The organism is Paenalicyclobacillus cellulosilyticus, from assembly GCF_014647315.1.
Lineage (GTDB): Bacteria > Bacillota > Bacilli > Alicyclobacillales > Alicyclobacillaceae > Alicyclobacillus_J > Alicyclobacillus_J cellulosilyticus.
In genome coordinates, this window is sequence record NZ_BMOY01000041.1 from 1 (window position 1) to 20043 (window position 20043).

The following is a 20043-nucleotide window of genomic DNA, read 5'->3' on the forward strand; positions in this document are numbered from 1 at the left end:
ATTTTTGGCCGTTGACTGCAAAATCCTTGCACATGCATTCGCGTTCAGAGACCAGAATTCCTTGTCGGAAGTGAGATGTTCGCTCGTTCAGCAGACCCTAAATACCACGTACACCGCTTGGTCTTCATGCAACGTCAAGGCCAGGCGAGTTTTCTTAGCCTCTGGCCATCGCGCCAACACCGGGAGAAGCAGCTGCGACCCGGTCTCCGGGTCCCACAGTTGCGGCGCGCCCAGTGCGTGAAAGTCGATGACCAACGATTTGGCGCGATCCATCGCGTTGACCAAGAAGTAATACCGACATCCCTCGTATTCGCGACAGTAGGCGTAGAAGCCTTCCGCCTCACCGGCGACGACTTCGAGCGTGTGACCCTCATACTGCCGGGCAATCGACAGCCAGACCTTTGGGTCCTCGCCAGCGTCCACACAAGGCGCGAGATCGGCTAAAAGCGCCGCCTCAGGCTCTGGCGGGCCAGCGCCGTACAGAACCACCGTTCCTCCGGCGGCCGCAAATGTTCGCAATTTGTCGCACGTCCGACTGTCAAGCGGTTGACACTTGTGCACGAACAGGACAGCAAAACTCGCATCGCCTCGGCGCAACCGCCCTCCATCCACCTCCGCCGCCTGAATCGATGCTTCGTCGACCAGATCCGCATCCACTTGATTTGACAACAGATGGTTCAATAATGCATGGTACTGTTGGTCAATACGCAGCCCCGTGTCGTCCACGCGACCGCCTGCCGTGTGCTCCCACATCGCGCGAATGGGATATACAATCCCCACCGGGCAAACGGGCTTGCCGATCGTACCCATGTAACTGATGCGTCGAACGTGATCGGCGAAGATTTTGAAGTACTTCCAATGCGGATTCTGGAAAAAGAAACTGGCCGGCCAGTCCGCTTGCGATCCCTGATGATCGATCTCGCTGTAAAACCCATGCAAGGCGAAGAAGTTGATGCCCATCGCGGCCAGCACGTGAATGCCACGCTTGAACTCCTGCAGTGTGGTCGCCCAGCCGCCCCCACCGAGCGCCTCCGACAATACGCGCGGCTTGCCATACAAGCGTGCGACACTGACCGCGCCCTTCGGCTCGACGAACGTGATCGTGCGAGGATAGCGGTAGCGGTAATCGTGGCAGTCCGCACCCGGAATGTGGAGATGGCGCTGCGTCGCGAAGTAGTCCCCTTGGCGCAGAGGATGCGCGTGCAACGCCTCCTCTGTGTGGCCGGTCAACCACAAACCATGTCGCGTACACCACGCCGATATCTGCCGAAAGAACGCTTCTTCGTACAACTGCGCGAGGACGGCGAAATAGTCCCGGCGTACTGCATAGGTCAACACCTTATCGTCTCCGTCGTAAATCAGAAGCGGCAACTTGGGCCGGATTTCGTAACCTACGCGCAGAGCAAATTCTTCCGCAAATCCGTCCGTCCATACGAGCGGATGCCCCGCATTGAAGATCTCGTCGAAGAAGATTCCAGGAATGGTCGTGCCGAAGTGACGACCCACGCGTTGGCGATACGCCTCGTGTGTCACCTGAATAAACCGCTGGACGGTCTCCGGGTTCAAGTAGTTGATCATATTGGAGACCTCGTAGGTGAAGAAGACCATCAATCGCCAGCGTCCGGGTGGGAGTTCGACCGTGTCGCCCCACTGACCGCTCACGTCCCAAACATCCGCTGCAGCCACTAAGGTGCGCGCCGCCGATCCTCCGCCCGTTTGGCACGGGTCGGAGGGTTGCCCGTCGCGCGCTTCGCGGCAGGCCGCGTCGTCCAGGTGATCACGCTCCACAACCCGCACGAGCAAGGCCGCCTGGCGCGTGTCCGGAATGCCCGGCAGGAACACCCGTACCCGCGCAGGCCCAGTCCACTCGGCCTCCCTCATCGCCAATCCCTGTGCCATGTGCTGCCTGCCTAACGCGAGGATTCGCGACGGAGCCTGATGCCCGTGCTTGAACACGCTCCCAGCGGTTCCACTCGGCCAAGCGTATTCATCGTACAACCACGCCTGGAACCCGACGCGCGCTGCGTGATCGACCACCCCGCCGACCACGTCCCACCACTCTTCTTCGAGGTAAGGCGTAAGCAGATAGGGACGCGCGTGCATGAAGGCGCCGTAGACCCCTTTATCCACCATCTCATCGACTTGGCGGATAAGTTCTTCCTTGCGCAGCCGGCCAAACCAGAACCAGAGCGGGACGATGGAGAAGGACCGGTCGGGGTCCAAAAATTGGCGGGCTAAATCACGCATTCTCTTGACCTCCGTGGCCTGTGCGTTCGGCGGCGCCTCCCTCCCACCGGATCACGATCCGGTCGTCCGCGAGAAAGTGGATAGGAAGCCAGATGTAGCGAGAATTCCAGAGCTGTTTCGGCTTCCACCGATCGGCCATAAAGATCCAGGTGTTGCGATCTTGCACAGGCAGGACAAATGTCCCCTGTGCGCCAAACGTCTTGTCCGCACCGGGACCGCGACAAGGATTGCCGACGACTTCCCAGGGGCCAAGGATGGAGTCGGCGACCGCGTATTGCGCCGCGTTGGGCTCCCACCCGCTGCACCCCGACGTGATCAGAAAATACTTGCCTCGGCGCTTGAAGACCGCGGGCGCCTCCCGGTACTCGTTTTCAAAGATGCGGATGTAGTCTGGTTCCACATGCAGGTAATCGTCTGACAACTTCGCGATGTGCATGGTTGCGTTGCCTTCCGAAGCGTAGAACAAGTACGCTTGGCCGTCGTCATCTTGGAAGACCGTCATATCGCGGCTTTCCGAGTTATTGGGCCGCACGCTGCCAAGGTAGACAAATGGACCAGTGGGCGCCTCGCTGACCGCAAAACCGACACGGGCGTACTTGTAGTCCGGCGAGTCAATGTGCAGCACCATCACGAACTGGCGTGTCCGTGCATTGTAAATCACCTTCGGACGTTCGATCACCTTACGGAAATAGAGATCGTGATCCGGCGCATCGTGAACGACCGGGAGTACGACCCCGTGATGGGTCCAATGCACCAAATCTGTGGAAGAATAACAGGAGACGCCCTTGACGTTGCCCTGGCCGGGAGGCACGTCGCGATTCTCTCCGTACCAATAGTACCTGCCTTCGAAGATCAACATGCCTCCGCCGTGCGCTTGAATTATCTGGCCCTCGTCGTCCAGCCACACGTCACCCGGAGGCAACCATGCGAGTTGTTCATGGGATTGCAAGATCGGCATCCTCCTGTTCGCTCTGCGCCTTAGACTGCAAGACCGAGCACGTTCACTCACTGAGGTGGTTTATTCTTTGACCGAGCCAATCAGGACACCTTTGATAAAGTAACGCTGTGCGAACGGGTACATGACAATCACTGGGATCGCGGCTAGCACCATGGCGGCCAATTCGACCGTTTGCGAGGAAATCAACCCCTGACCCTGCACTTTCGCAAGAATTTCTGCCACGGCTGGATTCAGATTGCTGTTAAGTTCCTCCGATGCCGCCGTGGTCTGAATGAGTTTGAGCACCAGGTACTGCAGGGTTTGCAAACTGGACGATTGGGTGAAGAATAACGTGGTTCCGTAGTCGTTCCACACGCCAACCGCGGTGAAGACCGACAAGGCGGCCAGGACGGGTTTCGACAAGGGCATTACAATCTGAAAAAAGATCCTCAACTCACTGGCGCCATCCATCTTCGCCGCTTCAAACAGCGAGTCGGGAATCGACTTGTAGTTGGCGTTCAGTATGATTACGTTCCAGAAACCACCAAACAATGAGGGGATGATGTAGACCAGGTAGTTATCGTATAAACCCAGCCAGTTGTACAGCATGAACGTGGGGATTAGCCCGCCACCGAAATACATACTAATAAACCCGATAGCGGTATACCATTTCTTTCCTTTCAGGTATCTGCGTGAGTATGCGTACGCAAACAAGGCGGTGTAGGTGATGGAGACCACGGTCACGATCACGGTTCGCGACGCCGTCACCCAGACGGCTTGCAAGAGACCGGGATCATTAAGGACTTCCCGATAGCTTGCCCAGGTGAAGACTCGCGGCCATAAGAACACCGGTCCCGTCTGCAGGTCCTGCGCACTATCCAGAGAACCGATGACTGCGTACCAGAAAGGATACAAGGTAAGGAACATCAAGATGCACATGATCATAACATTGGTCACGTTGAATGCGCGTTCCCCGAAGGACTTCCCAGCGACCATGATGGAACCCCCGTTCAAGGAGCTAGAATAGACCAGATTCAGTCAACTTTTTTGAGGCGAAGTTGGCGCCGATGAGCAAGATGAGGGCGAGGACGGACTTCATCAACCCGATGGCCGTGGCCTGTGCGAACTGGAATTGCTGTAAGCCTACCTGATAGACGTAGGTGTCGATCACCTGGCTGGTCGACAAGTTCAATGAGTTCTGCAAGACGTAAATCTGCGAGAAGTTGTTGTTCAACATCCCGCTGATGGCGAAGATGATCATGATCATGACCGTAGGCAGTATGCTGGGAAGAGTGACGTACCACATACGCCGAAACCGGCCCGCTCCGTCAATTGCGGCTGCCTCGTATAGGGTTTGATCCACTCCGGCGATGGCAGCAAGGTACAGAATGGCGCCCCAACCGATATCCTTGAGCAAACCTGTGATGACCGCTAAGGGCCAAAAATATTGCGGATCTGCCAAGAATTCCACCGGTTTTCGGACAATGTGCATGTGAAGAAGCAGGTAATTGACCACACCGGACTGTGGATCCAGTAGGTTGATCACGAGACCCCCATAAATCACCCAAGATAGAAAGTGAGGCATGTAAGTCACGGTCTGAATGACCGATCTAAACTTCATGCTGACAATTTCGTTGAGCAGCAGTGCAAAACCGATGGTGACTGGAAACCCAACGAGCATTCCGAGAAAGTTGATTCCAAGTGTGTTGCGGATCATGGGCCAGAACTGATAGCTATGGAAAATCCACGTGAAATTTTGAAAGTTGTTCCACGCGCTTGTGAAGATGCCCTGAATGCCTGTGGTCGGATCGTAGTTCTTGAAAGCCATCAAGAGTCCGAACAGCGGAATGAAATGAAACACAATGATGAAGAACACGCCGGGTAAGAGCATACTGTGCAGTTCCGTCTGCGTGCGCCAATCATGGCCAAAGGTATAGGGCTTGTTTCGCATGGCCACGCGCACCACAGAAGGGGTTATTGAAGATGTCCTTGTCACACACTTACCTCCCTTACGCGAGAACAGCGCCAAAGTGAATCGAATCCACTTTGGCGCCGGTTCCCTTCCCCTCGTGATTACGGGTTGATTCCCTTCAGGTGCTCCCCGAACGCCTGTTCCTGCTTGTGGAACTGTTGGTTGTATACCGCCTGTAGTTGATCGAGCCCCATCTTGTGGAGCTGTGCGATCGTCTGTTGGTAAATCTGGTTCTCCGTCTTCGCGTCGGGGGCAAAGATCATTTTCGCCACCTGGGTTTCTTCATACTGCCGAATCTGCTGCTGGATTTGGAAAAGTTGACTGCCTGGCGGGATTAGGGTCGCTGGCATCTGTAGCGGTGTGCTGTCGTAGACGTACGTAAGAGGCGACGACGGCCAAGCAGACTTAAATTGCTGAACCATCTTACCCGACTCGTCGCTAGGCGGAGGACTGACATGGGAGAAAAATGGCCCATTGTTGAAAAACCAGAACGCACCAAGGCCAGTCGTTTCCCAATAATTCGACGGATACTTCTTGGCTTGTGCTGTCGGGTAGATGAGTCCGTTTTTCACGGTATAGTCTTTGCCGGCGAAACCATAGTTCGTTAATACTTCACCATCATAGCTATACATCCAATGCATCCACTTGGCGACTATCTGGGGGTTCTGAACAGACTTCGATACGTACGTCTGTGTCCACCCAAGGCCATACTGCGCATGACCGAACGTCGGTCGACGATATGGGTTCGACAGCAACGGGCCAGGGGACACCCACGTTTCTGTGGGATCGGTCTGCCACATCGTCTCTGGATGCGGGTTTGCTGTGTTGCCGATAAAGCAAAACACGCGTCCTGACCTGACCACGTTGTTTGTCCCGTTCGTATCAAGCGTGATCTGACTGCGGTCCAATGCCCCCATTTGTGCTGCCTTGAAGAGGAAATCGATGGCGTGCTTCATCTCTGGAGAAAGGATTAGGTCGCGATAGTTCCCCTTCTGATCGACCGGCATCGCACCGAACATTTGGGCCAGAGCCTGCACAGTCGAACCATACCATTGGTTACTATTGTCGATCTGGAGCGGGATTACCGGTGCACCTTTATAGGTAAGATGCATGCTCTTGACCTTTTGCAATGCTTTAAGAAGCCCGTCTTCAGTCTTTAAATCGGCGAGTTTGAGCCCCGCCTGTTTCATGATGTGTTCGTTGTAGATGACGGCCTGGTTCGCAGAATAAAGGTGATCCTTTTGTGCAGGTGGATACTTCTTCACCATATCCGGTGTCGATGCCCAACTCGGAACAGAATAGAAGCCACCAAATGTCTGCTTCTCAAGTTTAACAAGATCCGGAGGGAAGGTGCCGTCCGTCAAAGCAGTTGGGTCGTACTTCTTAAAGAATTCCTCGAGGTTCCACACCTTGCCCGACTTAATTAGCTCTTGTTCCGTGGTGCCGTCTTGCAGGGAGATAATATCGGGAAGCTTACCGCTTACCAACATAAGGTGAAGTTTGGTATCGGCATCTTGAGCCGGAACGTTAAATTCGAAGCTAATTCCAAACTTCTTTGTGATATAGCCTTCAACGGTGTTCGGATCCGTGTTCCACTTGCCCATGGTCCACCAGTTTACATCAGTGAACCAGGTCAATGTTTGCGTGGAATCATTGCGCATATGTGCAAATGATGTAAATGGTTGGAACGAAGCCCCTGAGCCTGCACTTACACTCGCAAACGAGGTAAACGCTACGACGCTGAGCACTGTGGCAGTTTTCCATTGAGAATTCCTGAATCCCATTCTTAGCGCCCCCTAAATGTTCATCACCGCAAATTTCTAGACGAACCCATGACCATGTTTACACTCATTTTGCAGAGATCATTAACAAGACAGCATCAGCCTATTTCCGAAATGTAAGCCCTTACTCCGCAAACCATCCTCCCCTTGTATCGCATATATATCGAATTACTTCTGATGAAATTATCTATGCATATTATCATATTTGTTTCAGAAATAGTCAACGCTTTTATGTGCATAATATCTTCTAGAGAAATACGTTATACGGGCAATTTCTCATTCAAAAATTGTTTTTTAATATCAATCCATCTATTTGCAGCAAATATCATTTGTTTTATCTGAAACTTAGTGTATAATTAACGATAGCAATTGGCTAGGGTAATTCAATACTTGGAGGGCGGAACGAGAATGGCCACTCTGCAGGACATTGCACGTCTCACAGGTGTCTCTGTTTCTACTGTGTCGCGAGTACTTAATGGACAAACAGGTCTGTCTATCTCGGATGACATCAAGGAGCGGATTTTCGAAGCAGCGGAACAATTGAATTACCGGGTGAAAACTAGACGACGGTCTATCGGCAGACAAAAAATACGCCAAGTGGCGGTTATCGGCTGGTTCAACGAAGAACGCGATTTGCGTATCCCCTATTATTCGCTCATTCGACACGGCATCGAATTGGAATGTCGGAACCTCGGCATGGATGGATCGTCCTTGCACTTCGAATGGTCAGATTCGATCCGAACGTACTCTTACTTCATGGATTACGACGGGATCATCGTCATCGGACCAAACCAGGATGCTATTGAGTATTTCTTGGACAAGGACAAGCGCGTTGTATTCATTGATTGCTCTCCGAATCCACACCGTTATTATGCCGTATTGCCCGATCTCGCTCATGGCACAAGGCAAGCGGTCGAACATCTCATCCGTCTCGGATATACCTCAATCGGATACCTGGGCGGCGCGAATGAGGCAGAGTTTGCCTTACCTAGATACAGGACCTTTAGACAATGTCTCGAAGAGCGAGGCTTGTATCGTTCTGAGTTTGTTATTTTGGAAGGCGATTGGACTGTCAGTACTGGATACGCGATGGCGCAACGATGCCTCAAGGAAGGTCGGGTCGCCCAAGCATATTTGATTGGAAACGATCCGATGGCGATTGGAGCGTTTAATGCATTTCTTGATGCAGGATTACGAATCCCAGAGGATGTCGCCATTGTTGGATTTGATGATATACTGGAAATGGTTGCGTATGTTCGTCCGCCACTCACCACCGTCCGTACGCCCGCCATGATGGTTGGTCGTTTGGCAGCAAACCTGCTTTTGAACGGATTGTGTGATGACAGTCCGCCTTTTACTATCACTGTGCCTACACAATTGGTCATTCGGGAAAGTTGTGGTTATACACTCAAGAACGGACATAACATACAACGCGAATAAAAAATCTATTCGTCAGACCACGTTCACAAGCAGAGCCAATGTGCCTCATCTACCGAAATCAATGTCTTCATGAACGGACACCCCCCCGTTCCCGCGCGAACGCCAGCACTTCGTCGCGGGTCGGCAACGCTGGAATGGCCCCTTTGCGCAATGTCACCAAGGCGCTCGCGGCCACCGCAAACGCAGCCCACTGCGGCAACCGTTGAGCGATGATACGATGCAAATGGTCATCCGGGCATACACGGTGCGGCAGTGGCCCGTCCGTACCATCCTCCTCTGCCTCTGCCTCTGCCTCCGGCGCCGTGCTCGGGCTCTGCGCGCCTGTACCTGCCTCAGCCAACGCCTGCGCGATGTGAAACAGGAGGGCACCGACGAACGCGTCCCCTGCGCCTGTCGTATCGACACAAGAAACGGGAATGCCAGGCACATAGCCGGCGCACGCAGCCGCAGCTGCCGCGGCAGCATCCGAGCCGCCAGGCCGCCAAGCGTAATAGCACCCGTCTTTGTCCAGCGTGATAACCACCAGGCGTGGTCCTTGTGCATGAAGGAAGCGGGCGCCTGCTTCCACGTCTTCCGTGCCGGCCAAGAAGAGGAGTTCCTCGCGGTTCACCTTCACCATGTCGCACAGCGGCAGCACCGACAGGATGACGGCGCGCCCCTCCTCCGGATTCGGCCACAGCGGCGGGCGCCAGTTGGGATCGAAGGACACCCAAACCCCGCGCGCCCGGGCTGCTTGGGCGGCAAAGATGGTGGCCGCACGGGCCGGTTCCTGGGCCATGGACACGCTGCCGATGTGCAGAACGCCGCTCTGCGCAATGAAATCCACCGGAACATCCGCCGGTTCCAGCAGCATGTCGGCGGACGGATCGCGGTAGAAGAGAAACGACCGCTCGCCGTCCGGGCGCAGGGACACAAACGCGAGGCCCGTCTTGGCGTCGTTCGTCGGCAGGAAGTACCGCGTATCGACCCCTGCCGCGCGGAGCGTCTGTTCGATGCAGTCACCGAACGGATCTGCCCCGCGCTTGCCGACGAACGCCGCCCGCCCGCCGAGGCGTGCCACGGCTGCTGCGACATTGGCCGGCGCGCCGCCCGGGGCGCGTTCAAACACATCCGTTTCGGAGAGATGGCCCGGCGTGGCGGCAACCAAATCGATCAACGATTCGCCAAGGGATACGACAGTTTTCATGCAACCCATCCTTTTCCAGAATTGACTGTGTTGTCAATATCTCCGCTAGGCCCAAGACGGTGTACATGCAAGCACGTGCAGACCGAAAATCCCCAGCCGCAAACGAGATGTTCGCTCGTTCAGCAAACGGCCGCACAGTTTGGCGTAGAGTCAGTAACTTCGTAAACGGTTCTCACAGTCCTCATAAAAATGTATGTATCAAATCCAGGCAATCCATAATCACATCATCGGGGGCTCGGCCTTCAATTTGAAACCGCCGAGCCCGCCAATCCAAGCTCTTCACTTGGTCAGCCAGGATAACGCCTGCAAAGACAAGCCCTTCCGGCAATGGCACTTCGAATGGATACCCCTTTTTCTGGCGCGTGATGGGACAGACCACGGCAAATCCAGTGGCACGATTGAAGGCTATCGGCGATAGCACAATCCCCGGTCGTCTGCCTGCTTGCTCATGTCCCGCTTGAGGGTTGAAATGAACATAGACTAAATCGCCACGGTCTGGCACGCGCATTTATACGAATTCATCTCCCTCAACACCAAAATCGATTTCCGCATGGCGATTTTCTGGCGTGATTTTCGCCAAAAGTTCTTCCAGAGTCGGCTTCTTCTTTTTTGGCTTCAAAATGATGGCGTTGTCTTCGATGATGAATTCGATTTCAGACCCTTGCCGAATGGCTAGTTTTTCGGCGACAGCACTAGGAATTCGGACGGCAAGGCTGTTGCCCCATTTTTGCACGGTCGTGACCATGCAAATCTCCTCCTCATCCGAGCCCTCATCAGCCTTCATGATATCACCTTCCATCCTGTTTGTATATACACAGTATATACGTCAAGGTTGAACACCATACTCTCCCTCCGTTCGTGTCAGGCTTCAGTAGGAGAGAACGATGCCGGGGGTCTGGCGCATTCACTCGGCAAGGTGTAAACTCAGGTGTATATACAGCATGCCAGCGACACGACATGCCACACAGCAAGGCGCCGTTCGTTGGCACGCGCCACATACCGCCGGTGTGTGGCGGTCCGTACGACAACGGCGCACCGGACAGAACAGGAGGTGCTGGACATGCTGCCGCAGAGTGTGCAGGCGCTGATCCAGCTCGCCCTTGCCGAAGACATCGGCCGCGGCGACGCGACGTCCGCCGCTGTCCTGCCGCCGGGGACCGCGGCGCGGGCGGTGGTGCTCGTCAAAGAAGACGCGCGCGTGGCCGGACTGCCGGTCGTCGCCGCGGTGTTCCACGCGGTGGACCCAGGCGTCGTGGTGACGCCGCTGGTGGCGGAAGGTGCCGACGTGGCCGCCGGAACCGCCGTCTGCCGCGTGGAAGGCGACGCGATCGCGATCCTCGGCGCAGAGCGCACGGCGCTCAACTTTCTCGCGCGCCTCACCGGAATCGCCACCTTGACGCGATCCGCCGTCGCGCAGCTGGCCGGCACGAAGGCGAAGCTGCTCGACACGCGCAAGACGACGCCCGGCTGGCGCTACCTGGAGAAGTACGCGGTGCGCGTCGGCGGCGGCATGAACCACCGCTTCGGCCTGGACGACATGATCCTCATCAAAGACAACCACATCGCGCTGGCGGGCGGCGTGCGCGCGGCCGTGGCCCGTGCCCGCGCCCACGCCGGGCTGGCACAGAAGATAGAGGTCGAGGTCGAGACCATCGACCAACTGCGCGAGGCGTTGGCGAGCGGCGCCGACCTCATCCTGCTCGACAACATGGACCTTGCGACGATGCGCCAGGCGGTCGCGGAGGCCGCGGGCCGCGTGCCGCTGGAAGCGAGCGGCAACATGACGCTGGACCGCCTGGCTGCGGTCGCCGCCACCGGCGTCGACTACATCTCAATGGGCGCGCTCACCCACTCGGCGACGAGCATCGACGTCAGCCTCGATGTGGAACTCGCCGCCCCGGGGGCGGGGGGATGACCATGCGGCGGATGGATGCGGACTTCGTCATCCTCGGCGGCGGGCTGGCCGGGCACGCGGCTGCCTACTGGCTGAGCGAGATCGGCGACGTGGCGTTGGTTCAGAAGACGCCCCCCGCGGGCAGCAACTCGGCGCATGCGCAGGGCGGGATCGCGGCCGCGGTCGGGGACGGCGATTCGCCCGCGCTGCACGCGGCGGACACCATCGCCGCCGGCGACGGCCTCTGCCGTGCGGAGGCTGTGGAGCGCCTCACCGCGCGGGCGCCGGAGGTGGTGCGTTGGCTGATGGAACTCGGCGTCCCGTTCGATCGCGATGCCGCCGGCCGCCTGCGGCTCGGCTTGGAGGGGGCGCACAGCCGCCCGCGCATCCTGCACGCCGGCGGCGACGCCACCGGCCGGCATGTCATGGCGGTGCTCGCGCCCATCGTCGCGGCGCGCGCGAACGTGGTTTGCGTCAAGGGCACGGCCACCCGGCTGTGGCTGGCGGCAGGCCGCGTCCAAGGCGCGATGGTGCGGACGGAGGACGGTTTGTCTGCGGCGGGCAACTCCGCCGGGATGGCGGACGCCGCCCGGGACGGGGCCGGCGCGGCGGCGGTGAGTGAGACCATGCTCGTCACGGCGCGGCGGGCGGTGGTCATCGCCACCGGCGGCGCCGGGCAACTGTTCGCCTGCACCACCAATCCGCAAGGCGCGCTCGGCGAAGGGTTGGCGCTCGCCTTCGCGGCCGGCGCGACCCTGCGCAACATGGAGTTCGTCCAGTTTCACCCCACCGCGCTCGATGCGGGCGACAACCCGCGCTTTTTGCTGACGGAAGCCTTGCGCGGCGCCGGGGCACGCCTCATCGACAGCGAGGAGCGCCCCATCCTCGCCCGTCACCCGCTTGGCGATCTTGCGCCGCGCGACGTGGTGGCGCGGGCGGTGTTTGCGTGCAAGCTGGAGGGCCGGCCCGTGTACCTCGACTGCCGGCACATCCCGGACTTGGCGGAGCGCTTTCCCACCGTGTACGCCGGCTGCCTGGCACACGGGCTCGACCCCGCGCGCCATCCGCTCCCGGTCACGCCGGCCGCCCACTTCCTGATGGGCGGCATCACCGCCGCGATGGACGGGCGCACGGACGTGCCAGGGCTGTTCGCCATTGGCGAAGCGGCCAACACCGGCTGCCACGGCGCCAACCGTTTGGCGAGCAACTCGTTGCTTGAGTGTTTGGTGATGGCCTATGAACTGTACCAATCCCTGCGCGGCGACGCGATAGAAGCCGCCGGCACAGCGTCCGCGACGCGCGCGGGCAGTGTGGACGCCGAATTGGACGCCGAATTGGACACCGGCTTTACGACCGATCCGCCCGCATTTCTGGCCGAGCTCCAGCAGTGGATGTGGCGGTACGCGGGCGTCATCCGCGACGAAGCGGGCCTGCGGATGCTGCTGCGCCAGCTTGCGGCATGGGCAGAGGAGCGTCCGCACTCAGCCGCCGTGTGCGTCGCACAGCGGATCGCCGAAGCGGCGCTGGCCCGGCGTGAGAGCCGCGGGGCGCATTACCGGCGCGATTACCCGGAGGCCGACCCGCGGCTCGCCGGCGTGGATACGGTGCTGGCCGGGAGGCGTACGGAGGACTGCCGTGCCGCAGCCTCTGTGCCGGCGGGTGTGCGCAAACGATAGATCACACGAGATCACACGCTTTTCACACGAAAGTTCACACGTAAGCCGGACGATCCATCACAACACGAAAGGTGGATGGAAGATGAACGCCACCCTGGATATCACCGCACTGCAGGAGGAGATCCTGCGGCTGAAGGCGGAGCGCAACGCCCTCATCCTCGCGCACAACTACCAACTGCCCGAGGTGCAGGACATCGCGGACGTACTCGGCGACTCGCTCGCCCTCGCCCGCGCCGCCGCGCGCACGGATGCGGACGTGATTGTCTTCTGCGGCGTGCATTTCATGGCCGAGACGGCGGCCATCCTCAACCCGGACAAGGTGGTGCTCCTGCCCGATCTCGAAGCCGGCTGTTCCTTGGCCGACTCCATTACGGCAGACGAGCTGCGGGCATGGAAAGCCGAACACCCGGGCGCCGTGGTCGTCGCCTACGTGAACACCTCGGCCGAGGTGAAGGCGGAGAGCGACTATTGCTGCACTTCGTCCAACGCCGTGCAGGTGGTGCAGGCCATCCCGGAGGACAAGGAGATCTTGTTTCTGCCCGACATGTTTCTGGGTTCCTACGTGCAGCGGGTGACCGGACGCAAGAACATGCACATCTGGATGGGCGAGTGCCACGTGCACGCAGGCATTCAGCCGCTGCAGGTGCAGACGGTGGTCAAGGAGCATCCCCGCGCGGAGCTGTTGGTCCATCCGGAGTGCGGTTGCTCGACCTCGAACATGATGCTCGTGGCGGAAGGCGTGCTGCCGGCCGAGCGCACGAAAATTCTCTCCACCGGCGGCATGCTGCAGCACGCCCGCCAATCGCAAGCGGAGGAGTTCGTGGTGGCCACGGAGGTAGGCATTCTGCACCAGATGGAGAAGCAGAACCCGGGCAAGCGGTTCATCCCCGCCAATCCGGACGCTGTCTGCCCGTTCATGAAGAAGATCACCTTGGCCAAGGTGCGCGACGCGCTGCGGGAAAACAAGCACGTCATCACCGTGCCGGCGGACATCGCCGCCCGGGCGCGCACCGCCATTGAGCGGATGATTGCGATTGGCTGATCTTGCGAAGCCGAACGTCCTTGTGTTACGGCATCGCAGACATCATCCGGGCCGTGAAAGGCAAATCCCGCCCTGCCGGCAAGCTGAAGGCGGGATTCCGACAATCCAGCAGGAGGGGTTACCCTCCTGCCATGTACAGTGTTATTCTAGCACACACAAAGGTATTCCGTCCCCCTCACGCATCTCGAACCATTTGAGCCCCTCCGCCCGTTCACACCGCTATCCTTCACCCCGCTTTGGCGCTACACTATACCCAACTGGATTTCCATCCCATGTTGAGGAGGCGCATGCCAAGTGAGCGGCGTCATTGTGGAGACAACCTACGGACCGGTGCGTGGCTTTACCGCGCACGGGGTGCGGCAGTGGCGTGGCATCCCGTACGCCAAGCCTCCGGTGGGATCACGCCGGTTTCAGCCCCCGGAGCCTCCGGACCCGTGGGGTGAAGTGAAAAGCGCCTTCTCGTTCGGACCCGCATCCCTGCAGGCGGAAGACCAGACCCTGGCCAACCTCGTCGGCGCGTCCAAGCTCCCGGAGAGCGAAGACTGCCTGTACCTCAACATCTGGGCACCGGCTGACGGCGGCCAGCACCCGGTGATGGTCTGGATCCACGGCGGGGCGTACACCGGCGGATCGGGATCCATCAACTGGTACGACGGGACGGCCTTCGCGCATCACGGTGTGGTGCTCGTCACCATCAACTACCGCCTGGGCGCGCTGGGCTTTCTCTATCTGGGGGAACTGTTCGGTCCGGCATTTGCCCGTTCCGCGAACCTGGGGCTGCAGGACCAGGTCGCCGCATTGCGCTGGGTGAAGGAGAACATCGCGGCGTTCGGCGGCGACCCGAACCGGATCACCATTTTCGGCGAATCCGCCGGGGCGGGCAGCGTCGCCACCCTGCTCACCGTGCCGAGCGCGCGCGGGCTGTTCCACCAAGCGGTGATGCAAAGCGGCAGCGGCGCGCTCGGCGTGCGTACGCCGGACGAAGCCCTGGCGTTCACGCACCGCTTTCTGTCCGCCCTCGGCGTCGCACCCGGCGACGCCGGCACCTTGTTGTCGCTGCCCGGCGAGCGGTTCGTGGCGGCCGCCGCAGCCCTGGCGGAGCCCGGGCTGCCGTTCGGACCGGTGGTGGACGGCCAGTTCCTCCCGCAGCACCCCATCGCCGCCCTGGCGGACGGCGCCGCCCCGGGCATCCCGGTTATCCTCGGCGTCACACGGGATGAATTCAATCTGTTCCTCGCGGGTGATCCCGCCTGGTGGCAGGCGGACGAGCCGGTGTTGCGGCAGAGGCTGCGCGCGTTCGATCCAGCGTTGCCGGAGCGCGTGCTGGACCACTACCTCGCGCGGCGCCAGCCGCGCGAGCCTGCGGCCAAATTGTCCGCCCTGCTCACTTATCGGGTGTTTGTCGATCCGATGCTCACCACGGCAGACATCCTGGCCAGCCGAGGCAACCGGGTATGGATGTACCGGTTCGACTGGGCCTCGCCGGTCCTCGAGGGACGCCTCGGCGCCTGCCACGCGATGGAGATCCCGTTTGTGTTCCACAACCTGCAGCAGGCCGGGGTGGAACGGTTCACCGGCGACTCGCCGGCGCGGCAACCGATTGCGGATCAGATGCACCAGGCGTGGGTCGCGTTTGCCAAGACGGGAGACCCAAATCACCCCGGGGGTCCGGCCTGGCCGGCCTACGACCTCTCCCGGCGGGCACTGCTGGCATTCGGCCCGGAAACCCACGTCGAGGAGGACCCGTACGGGCCGGAGCGGGTGGTCTGGCGCCCCGCGGCCCCGGCGTCAGGCGGCCCCCAGGTCAACGCGTGAGCGACACCGCCAAAACGACCACCACACCAGGCAGCGCGGCCAATGCCAAAAGCGCCAGCATCCCCCACCAGGCAGCGCGATGGCCGAAGTTGAACGTCCAGCCGACGCCAAACCGCTTGGGCACGAGGAAGGCCGGATCGTCCGGGTTGACGTAAAAGACGCCGGCCTTCCAGAACCGGTCATCGTCCCGGTGCACCACGTGCGGTGGCTGTCCCGGCGCGGTTGCGCCCGGCGCGGGCGTGTCCGCGGTTGTGCGCGGCGCGGGCCCAGGCAGGATGAGTGCGACGACCCACGGGAGGATGGCGCCCAACACGATGACCAGCGGCATTCCCCATATCGCCCACGCGCTTGCCGGACTGAGCATGCCCCATAGCACGAGGCTCGCCATACCCAGCCCCACCTCGGCAAACGTGCACGACACCCAGAAAGCCGCAATCCAGCGCCGGTTGCGCGCGGCCTGGCGCTGGACGGAGTCCGCGGGGGCCTCCGGATCGACGTCGATCCGGCTGCGCCGGCCGAATGTGTGCACCAGCAGATTGATCAGCAGTAAGAGAAGCCCCGGCACGCAGGTCCCGAAGACAGAGCCCACGCTTTTCGTGGCCCACTGCGTCGGCGTGCCCTCTGCCGTGAAGTGGATTGGAAAACGCTCCGGGATCTGCGGGTAGCGCCAGATGCCGATCGCGATGACGCTCAGGAACACGCCCCACGCTGGCGCGCTCCACCACCACGACGGTGACCGGCGCTCTTGCCCCCGCGTTTCGGCAGCGATGACCTGCGTTCGGCCCGCGAACCAACCTTCCGCTTCCTTCACTCGCTGCAACGCGCGATGCGCAGCGTAATAATTGGCATAGCAAGCGGCTCCGGTGGCAAGCACGAGCGCAATTCCTGCGGCCAGCGCCGGACCGGGAGACAGGAACCAGGTGGCGATGTCCAACGCCAGGGCCGCCAACCCAATCCCCGCAAGCCGCCGGCGATAGGCGCGTGCAGCATGCCGCACCGCGGCGTGGTCCGCATACTCGAGGGGAACGCGCACGCCGAACGGGAGGGTGGGCGGCACGACGAGTGGCAGCACCCATTCGGCAGCAATCAAGCAGAGGATACACGCCAGCGTGACGGCGAGAACAGAGACAGGCATCACGATTCGCCTCCTTCGTCGTCCAGGCGTACCCGCCCAGGTGGCCGCGAGCCACCGCGCCCGCCGTGCGCCGCGTTCCCGGCTGCTTGTTTGCTGCCGGCTTCAGCCCCCGAGCGTAACCCGCCAACCGGTTGAAACGACCTAACAATGTCCGCACATGTCGCCAAAATGTCATCCGGCGACATGCCTTTGACCCAAGCCTCCGCCAACAGCACGCGGACCTGTTCCCGCCACTGCGCGGCGAAGCCGGGCGGAGGCGGATCGCACCAGATGACCGCGCCCGTGCGCCGGTTGAGACGAATCAAACCCTCCTGGCGGAGCTGGTCATACGCCTTGTGGACGGTATGGTAATGGATGCCGAAGTCGACAGCCAGCTGGCGAATGGGCGGCAACGACTCGCCAACAAACAGCTGGCCGGTGGCCAGTCCGGTCACGATTTGATCGCGAATCTGCTGGTACAACGGCTTGTCGCTGTCCGGTTGCAGATAGAGCAGCATGCGTGCCGTCCCCTTGATTGTTATATATGTTATGTATCAATTCTAACTGCATCGGATGATCATGACAAGAGGGATGAACATGAGCGAAGCGCAGGGGGTTTACGCAGGAGAAGGTATGTGCAGGAGCAGGCATGCCCTGCAGGATGCGCGTGCCGTATCATCCACCTCCCAGACAGCGCGCAAAGCCAGCCCCGAGGGGTCGAGGCTGGCTCCTTCGCGTGCGGCCTGTGCGTTCGGCTCCGTTACGCGCCCATCGCGGCCGTCCGCGGTTGGTCAGTGGTGCGTGTCGTCGGCGTCCACCTTGTGGCCGTAATGCTTCTTCACGTTTTCCACCGCATCGCCGTCAATCAGGTACTCCGCATCCGGCGTGCTGAGCTTGATGACCCGCTTGGCCACGTCGAACGTGGTGTCGCCGAGGTGGATCTCGTACGACTCCCCGGCCGCCGTGGTGATGATGAGCTCTCCCCATTGCTGCAACTGTTCCTGCACAGCTTCCATACGCACGCGCCATCACCTCCAGGCAGATTCTTTCCTGCCGGATGAGGCGGTATGCGCGAGCGACTTGCCTTCCGGGGCGCCCGGCGGTTCCATGACGAGCAGCCCTTGCGCCACCATGTACCGCTCATCGCGCCGCCGAATCTGGCCGGTGAGCGCGTCCAGCTGCGGGACGAGCGCGTTCAACTGCCGGACGGACGTGACCTGTTTGGGCAAACGAGAGAGGATGAGATCGAGGTCACTCGCCAGGAAGTCTCGTTCGGACCGCAGCTGCGCCTCCGTCGGTCTGGCGCCGCCGCGCGGAACGGGCTGGTACATGTACGCCATATCGTCGGCAATGGCCCCGGACAGTCCGCTCAGGCGTTGTAACACCGCGCTGTCCGGCACCGCGAAATACCAGGCGGGAGATGCGGCCATGACGGTGGCGCGGCGCAACCAATCCGCCATCTCGTTGACCGCCGCCCCCGGCGAAGATACATACGTCGCACTTTTGCGCGGTGGTTCGTCCTCGCCAATGGAATGGGCCGTGTCGCGCGCGATGGCCATGTACTGGTACCATTGATCGTACAGCGCGATCTCACCGCGGCGGTTGACCTGCCATCGGTGGATGTCCATCGCCAGCGTCACCGCGCAGCCCGCCGCCAGCACCGCCGCCGTACACGCAAGCCAACCAACCGCCTTCATCCGCATCCCTCCGCATGCAGCGCGCTGTTTTATTGCGGACGCTTGATCCCATCGCCTGACCTTTCGCGATCCCGCCGCATCTCCGCCCTCTTCGGCGCTCGCCGCGCATCGCCCCGCGTTGCGCCGCCGCGCGCCGCGCTCTCGCCAAAGCGTGTGGAAAGCGCCTGATACAAACGCTCGGCGGCCGCCGCGTCCCCTGGCCGCTCGCCGTAGCGGACCTCGTTGTACCAATGGGCCAACTCCGGAATCTCGGGACACGAGGGGGCCATCGCCGCTTCAATCCGCGCCGCGGCTTCCCGCGGCGTGTCGTGCGGCGGTACAGGAAGACCTTTCCGGGCGGCCTGCGCCGTCAGCCACCGGTACAAATAGCGGATACGCGCCGCGGGCGTGGGCAGCTCCTCCCAGCGCGGCCACACGGCGCGGCCGTCCCGGCGCAGGACGCGGGCCTTCCGCCAGGCGTCCGCCCACGCCCGCCACACCGGCAGCGATTCAACCTCCTCCACGTACGCCGGTTCGGCCTCGCGGCCAAGCCGACGCCACAGCCAAGCCACGGCTTGCCGCAGCCAACGGACCACCCGCGGGGCGCCGCGCCACAAGAGATAAACCGCACAGGCACACAGGGCGGCCACCACCACCCACGGCAGCACCCGGTCCAGCCAAGCTGCCCACGGCGAGGCGTGGGCTGGCGGAAGCTCGGGCCTGGCAGCTTGCGGCGGGACACGGTGCGGTGCCGCCGGCGGCGTCAACCACCGGAACACGGCCGCTACCATCTGCCACACCCACACGAGTGCCGCGTGCCACGCCGCGCGCACCGCCGCCGCCAACTGCCGCCAGGGTGCCACGCAGCGCGCACCGCCGCCGCCAACTGCCGCCAGGCGCTGATGAGCAGCGCCAACGCCCACAGCACGGCGATATGCCTGCGGTTGGCGCGCACCACCGATGCATCGGGAGCTCCTGCGCCCAGGTGGGACGACACGGACGCCCGCAGGTGGTCCGCGTTGGCCGCGAGCCACACCACCGCCACCGCCAGCCAGCCCGCCACCGTCACAAGACCCTGCAAGTCGCGCCAGCCTGCGATGTGGCCATACACGATACCGGCGGCAAAGTACACGAGAAAGCCCGTCAAGAGCCATCCCCCGCCGGGCAGGCGCCCGGTGTCGGCGGCGCGGGCCCCGCGCAGCAAAGCGGTTCCGGCACCTGCCGCGAGCACGGCCCGCAGCCACGCGCCCGGGGCCGCGCCCC

19 protein-coding genes are annotated in these 20043 nt (G+C 60.9%); 5 read left to right on the forward strand and 14 right to left on the reverse strand.

Features of this window, described 5'->3' with window-relative positions; translation table 11 throughout:
- Window positions 1-87: 87 nt before the first annotated feature.
- The 5 genes from IEX97_RS11050 to IEX97_RS11070 form a co-directional block, all read right to left on the reverse strand.
- Entirely contained in the window at window positions 88-2247 is a 2160-nt protein-coding gene (locus tag IEX97_RS11050) for a glycosyl hydrolase (RefSeq protein ID WP_188883047.1), read from the reverse strand.
- Window positions 2240-3205, reverse strand: coding sequence for a glycoside hydrolase family 43 protein (locus tag IEX97_RS11055; protein WP_188883049.1), 966 nt, complete (start codon window positions 3203-3205; stop codon window positions 2240-2242). The genes IEX97_RS11050 and IEX97_RS11055 overlap by 8 nt, the downstream gene beginning before the upstream one ends.
- A gap of 60 nt (window positions 3206-3265) precedes the next feature.
- Window positions 3266-4180: a carbohydrate ABC transporter permease gene (locus IEX97_RS11060; RefSeq protein WP_188883050.1), complete on the reverse strand. Its 915-nt coding sequence runs from the start codon at window positions 4178-4180 to the stop codon at window positions 3266-3268.
- A 22-nt stretch (window positions 4181-4202) separates the two neighbouring features.
- Window positions 4203-5180, reverse strand: a complete 978-nt coding sequence (locus IEX97_RS11065; RefSeq protein WP_229776828.1) for an ABC transporter permease — start codon at window positions 5178-5180, stop codon at window positions 4203-4205.
- Between the two features lie 77 nt (window positions 5181-5257).
- Window positions 5258-6940: a type 2 periplasmic-binding domain-containing protein gene (locus tag IEX97_RS11070; protein WP_188883051.1), complete on the reverse strand. Its 1683-nt coding sequence runs from the start codon at window positions 6938-6940 to the stop codon at window positions 5258-5260.
- Window positions 6941-7306: 366 nt separating this feature from the next.
- Between IEX97_RS11070 and IEX97_RS11075 the strand changes: the two genes are divergently transcribed.
- Entirely contained in the window at window positions 7307-8377 is a 1071-nt protein-coding gene (locus IEX97_RS11075) for a LacI family DNA-binding transcriptional regulator (protein WP_268238338.1), read from the forward strand.
- Between the two features lie 67 nt (window positions 8378-8444).
- Here IEX97_RS11075 and IEX97_RS11080 read toward each other — a convergent pair whose 3' ends face one another.
- The 3 genes from IEX97_RS11080 to IEX97_RS11090 form a co-directional block, all read right to left on the reverse strand.
- On the reverse strand, window positions 8445-9563 hold the full coding sequence (locus tag IEX97_RS11080; protein WP_188883056.1) for a carbohydrate kinase family protein: 1119 nt from the start codon (window positions 9561-9563) through the stop codon (window positions 8445-8447).
- 181 nt (window positions 9564-9744) lie between these two features.
- Entirely contained in the window at window positions 9745-10071 is a 327-nt protein-coding gene (locus IEX97_RS11085; RefSeq protein ID WP_188883057.1) for a type II toxin-antitoxin system PemK/MazF family toxin, read from the reverse strand.
- On the reverse strand, window positions 10072-10308 hold the full coding sequence (locus IEX97_RS11090; RefSeq protein WP_229776829.1) for an AbrB/MazE/SpoVT family DNA-binding domain-containing protein: 237 nt from the start codon (window positions 10306-10308) through the stop codon (window positions 10072-10074).
- Between the two features lie 315 nt (window positions 10309-10623).
- Here IEX97_RS11090 and nadC point away from each other — a divergent pair, with 315 nt between their 5' ends.
- The 4 genes from nadC (at window position 10624) to IEX97_RS11110 (ending at window position 15990) form a co-directional block, all read left to right on the forward strand.
- Window positions 10624-11478: a carboxylating nicotinate-nucleotide diphosphorylase gene (gene nadC / locus IEX97_RS11095; RefSeq protein ID WP_188883060.1), complete on the forward strand. Its 855-nt coding sequence runs from the start codon at window positions 10624-10626 to the stop codon at window positions 11476-11478.
- A complete protein-coding gene (locus IEX97_RS11100) occupies window positions 11475-13133 on the forward strand; it encodes an L-aspartate oxidase (RefSeq protein WP_229776830.1) in 1659 nt (552 codons plus the stop codon). The genes nadC and IEX97_RS11100 overlap by 4 nt, the downstream gene beginning before the upstream one ends.
- Window positions 13117-14175, forward strand: a complete 1059-nt coding sequence (gene nadA / locus IEX97_RS11105; RefSeq protein WP_268238339.1) for a quinolinate synthase NadA — start codon at window positions 13117-13119, stop codon at window positions 14173-14175. The genes IEX97_RS11100 and nadA overlap by 17 nt, the downstream gene beginning before the upstream one ends.
- 294 nt (window positions 14176-14469) lie before the next feature.
- Window positions 14470-15990 (forward strand): carboxylesterase/lipase family protein, encoded by a 1521-nt coding sequence (locus IEX97_RS11110; RefSeq protein ID WP_188883062.1) that lies wholly within the window; start codon window positions 14470-14472, stop codon window positions 15988-15990.
- Here the strand turns inward: IEX97_RS11110 and IEX97_RS11115 are convergent.
- The 6 genes from IEX97_RS11115 to IEX97_RS11140 all read right to left on the reverse strand — a co-directional run.
- Window positions 15980-17125: a DUF1648 domain-containing protein gene (locus IEX97_RS11115; protein ID WP_188883063.1), complete on the reverse strand. Its 1146-nt coding sequence runs from the start codon at window positions 17123-17125 to the stop codon at window positions 15980-15982. The genes IEX97_RS11110 and IEX97_RS11115 overlap by 11 nt on opposite strands.
- A complete protein-coding gene (locus IEX97_RS11120; RefSeq protein WP_188883064.1) occupies window positions 17125-17622 on the reverse strand; it encodes a GntR family transcriptional regulator in 498 nt (165 codons plus the stop codon). Before IEX97_RS11120 ends, IEX97_RS11115 begins: the two co-directional genes overlap by 1 nt.
- Window positions 17623-17895: 273 nt before the next feature.
- Window positions 17896-18120, reverse strand: coding sequence for a hypothetical protein (locus IEX97_RS11125; protein WP_229776832.1), 225 nt, complete (start codon window positions 18118-18120; stop codon window positions 17896-17898).
- Window positions 18121-18132: 12 nt separating this feature from the next.
- Window positions 18133-18801 carry a hypothetical protein gene (locus IEX97_RS11130; RefSeq protein ID WP_188883067.1) on the reverse strand — a complete coding sequence of 223 codons (669 nt, stop codon included), beginning with the start codon at window positions 18799-18801 and terminating at the stop codon, window positions 18133-18135.
- Window positions 18802-18830: 29 nt separating this feature from the next.
- Window positions 18831-19643, reverse strand: coding sequence for a DUF4129 domain-containing protein (locus tag IEX97_RS11135; protein WP_188883068.1), 813 nt, complete (start codon window positions 19641-19643; stop codon window positions 18831-18833).
- Window positions 19565-20043, reverse strand: a 479-nt coding sequence (locus IEX97_RS11140) for a hypothetical protein (protein WP_229776831.1), incomplete at its 5' end; no start/stop codon positions are given. The genes IEX97_RS11140 and IEX97_RS11135, both read right to left, overlap by 79 nt.